Here is a 4,352-nt window from a genome sequence, read left to right as displayed (position 1 = left end):
CGTCACCGGCGGCACCTACTCGGTCACCGTGCCGGTCGCGCTGGCCGAAGGCGGTTTCACCGTGGTCGCGTCTGCTGCCGACGCCGCTGGCAACACCGCCACAGCCAACGACGCCGGATCGCTGGACGTCACCGCGCCGAGCCTCACTGTCGATGCTCCCGCGCTGACCAACGACTCCACGCCCGCGATCACCGGCACCACCAACCTGCCGAACAATTCGACCGTCACCCTGACGGTCACTGACTCGGCCGGTGCCACTCAGACGCTCACCGCCACCGTCACCGGTGGTACCTACTCGGTCACCGTGCCGGTCGCTCTGGCTGAAGGCGGCTTCACCGTGGTCGCCTCCGCTGCCGACGCCGCTGGCAACACGGCCACGGCCAACGATGCCGGCTCGCTGGACGTTACCGCACCGACCCTCACCGTCGATGCTCCTGCGCTGACCAACGATTCGACGCCGACCATCACGGGTACGACGGATCTGCCCAATGGCACGACCGTCACACTGACCGTCACTGACTCGGCTGGCGCCACTCAGACGCTCACTGCCACCGTCACCGGTGGGGCCTACTCGGTCGCCGTGCCGGTCGCCCTGGCTGAAGGCGGCTTCACCGTGGTTGCCTCTGCCACCGACGCGGCGGGCAATACGGCGACCGCCAACGACGCCGGTTCCCTCGACATCACCGCCCCGAGCTTGACGGTCGACGCCCCTGCGCTGACCAACGATTCAACGCCCGCGATCACCGGCACCACCAACCTGCCCAACAATTCGACCGTCACCCTGACGGTCACCGACTCGGCCGGTGCCACTCAGACGCTCACCGCCACCGTCACCGGCGGCACCTACTCGGTCACCGTGCCGGTCGCGCTGGCTGAAGGCGGCTTCACAGTGGTCGCGTCTGCCGCCGACGCCGCTGGCAACACCGCCACCGCCAACGATGCCGGCTCGCTGGACGTCACCGCGCCAAGTCTCACCGTCGACGCCCCGGCACTGACCAACGATTCGACACCCACGATCACCGGCACCACCGACCTGCCGAATGGCGCAACCGTCACCCTGACAGTCACTGACTCGGCCGGTGCCATTCAGACGCTCACTGCCACCGTCACCGGTGGTACCTACTCGGTCACCGTGCCGGTCGCTCTGGCCGAAGGCGGTTTCACCGTGGTCGCCTCTGCCGCCGACGCCGCCGGCAACAGCGTCACGGCCAATGACGCCGGTTCCCTCGACATCACCGCACCGAGCCTGACGGTCGACGCCCCGGCGCTGACCAACGATACGACGCCGACCATTACCGGCACCACCAACCTGCCCAACGGCGCCGTCATCACGCTGACGGTCACCGACTCTGCCGGAGCTACTCAGACGCTCACCGCCACCGTCATGGGTGGTACCTACTCGGTCACCGTGCCCGTCGCCCTGGCCGAGGGTGGCTTCACCGTCGTTGCTTCTGCCGCCGATGCGGCCGGCAACACCGCCACAGCCAACGACGCCGGCTCGCTGGACATCACCGCACCGAGCTTGACGGTCGATGCCCCCGCGCTGACCAACGATTCGACGCCGACCATCACGGGTACGACGGACCTGCCGAACAACTCGACCGTCACCATCACAGTCACTGATTCGGCCGGTGCCATCCAGACACTCACTGCCACCGTCACTGGTGGTGCCTACTCGGTCACCGTGCCGGTCGCTTTGGCCGAAGGTGGCTTCACGGTCGTGGCCTCTACCGCTGATGCAGCTGGCAACAGCGTCACGGCCAACGATGCTGGCTCCCTCGACGTCACCGCGCCGAGCTTGACGGTCGATGCTCCTGCGCTGACCAACGATTCGACGCCAACCATCACGGGTACGACGGACCTGCCCAATGGCGCGACCGTCACCTTGACGGTCACCGACTCGGCCGGTGCCACCCAGACGCTCACCGCCACCGTCACCGGTGGTGCCTACTCGGTCGCCGTGCCGGTCGCGCTCGCCGAAGGCGGCTTCACCGTGGTCGCCTCTGCTACCGACGCCGCCGGCAACACCGCCACCGCCAATGACGCCGGCTCGCTGGACATCACCGCGCCGAGCTTGACGGTCGATGCCCCTGCGCTGACCAACGATTCGACGCCAACCATCACCGGCACCGCCAACCTGCCGAATGGCGCGACCGTCACCTTGACGGTCACCGACTCGGCTGGCGCCACTCAGACACTGACCGCCACCGTCATGGGCGGTACCTACTCGATCACCGTGCCGGTCGCGCTCGCCGAAGGCGGCTTCACCGTGGTCGCCTCTGCTACCGACGCCGCCGGCAACACCTCCACCGCCAATGACGCCGGATCGCTGGACATCACCGCACCGAGCTTGACGGTCGATGCCCCCGCGCTGACCAACGATTCGACGCCAACCATCATCGGCACCGCCAACCTGCCGAATGGCGCGACCGTCACCTTGACGGTCACCGACTCTGCCGGTGCTACTCAGACGCTCACCGCCACCGTCACCGGCGGTGCCTACTCGGTCGCCGTGCCGGTCGCTCTGGCTGAAGGTGGCTTCACCGTGGTCGCCTCTGCCGCCGACGCCGCCGGCAACACCGCCACAGCCAATGACGCCGGCTCGCTGGACATCACCGCACCGAGCCTGACGGTCGATGCTCCCGCGCTAACCAACGATTCCACACCGACCATCACTGGTACCACCGACCTGCCGGACAACTCGACCGTCACCTTGACGGTCACTGACTCGGCTGGCGCCACTCAGACACTGACCGCCACCGTCATGGGCGGTACCTACTCGATCACCGTGCCGGTCGCGCTCGCCGAAGGCGGCTTCACCGTGGTCGCCTCTGCTACCGACGCCGCCGGCAACACCTCCACCGCCAATGACGCCGGATCGCTGGACATCACCGCACCGAGCTTGACGGTCGATGCCCCCGCGCTGACCAACGATTCGACGCCGTCCATCACGGGTACGACGGACCTGCCCAACGGCACAGCCGTCACGCTGACGATCACCGACTCTGCCGGAGCTACTCAGACGCTCACCGCCACCGTCACCGGCGGTGCCTACTCGGTCGCCGTGCCGGTCGCTCTGGCTGAAGGTGGCTTCACCGTGGTCGCCTCTGCCGCCGACGCCGCTGGCAACACCGTCACGGCCAACGATGCTGGCTCCCTCGACGTCACCGCTCCGAGCTTGACGGTCGACGCACCGGCACTGACCAACGATTCGACGCCGACCATCACTGGTACGACGGACCTGCCCAATGGCGCGACCGTCACCTTGACGGTCACCGACTCGGCCGGTGCCATGCAGACGCTCACCGCCACCGTCACCGGTGGGGCCTACTCGGTCACCGTTCCGGTCGCCCTGGCTGAAGGCGGCTTCACCGTGGTCGCCTCTGCTGCCGACGCCGCTGGAAACACCGTCACGGCCAACGATGCTGGATCCCTCGACGTCACCGCTCCGAGCTTGACGGTCGACGCACCGGCACTGACCAACGATTCGACGCCGACCATCACTGGTACGACGGACCTGCCCAATGGCGCGACCGTCACGCTGACGGTCACCGACTCGGCTGGCGCTACCCAGACGCTCACGGCGACCATCGCCGGTGGCGCCTACTCGGTCACCGTCCCGGTCGCTCTGGCCGAGGGTAGTTTCACCGTGGTCGCCGCTGCCGCCGATGCGGCCGGCAACACCGCGACCGCGAACGATGCGGGCTCGCTGGACGTCACCGCTCCGAGCCTCACTGTCGATGCTCCCGCGCTGACCAACGATTCCACACCGACCATCACCGGCACCACCGACCTGCCCAACAATTCGACCGTCACCCTGACGGTCACCGACTCGGCCGGTGCCACTCAGACGCTCACTGCCACCGTCACCGGCGGCACCTACTCGGTCACCGTGCCGGTCGCTCTGGCTGAAGGCGGTTTCACAGTGGTCGCGTCTGCCGCCGACGCCGCTGGCAACACCGCCACCGCCAACGATGCCGGCTCGCTGGACGTCACCGCGCCAAGTCTCACCGTCGACGCCCCGGCACTGACCAACGATTCGACACCCACGATCACCGGCACCACCGACCTGCCGAATGGCGCAACTGTCACTCTGACAGTCACTGACTCGGCTGGTGCCATTCAGACGCTCAATGCCACCGTCACCGGCGGCACCTACTCGGTCACCGTGCCGATCGCTCTGGCAGAAGGCAGCTTCACCGTGGTCGCATCTGCTGCGGATGCAGCGGGCAACACAGCGACCGCGAACGATGCCGGCTCGCTGGACACCACCGCGCCAATCTTGACGGTCGACGCCCCCGCGTTGACCAACGATTCGACACCGACCATCACAGGTACGACGGACCTGCCCA

Annotated in this window: 1 protein-coding gene; it reads left to right on the top strand. The window is 67.7% G+C overall.

All coding sequences use genetic code 11. The annotated features are described in order from the left end of the window. Positions 1 to 4,352 (top strand): beta strand repeat-containing protein (locus tag M8A51_RS26065; RefSeq protein WP_251781542.1); only part of this gene is annotated, 4,352 nt, incomplete at both ends.

The sequence above is a fragment of the Caldimonas mangrovi genome (assembly GCF_023721835.1).
GTDB lineage: Bacteria > Pseudomonadota > Gammaproteobacteria > Burkholderiales > Burkholderiaceae_C > Caldimonas > Caldimonas mangrovi.
Note: the sequence above shows the minus strand (reverse complement) of the source record. Positions and strands in the feature narration are given on the sequence as shown.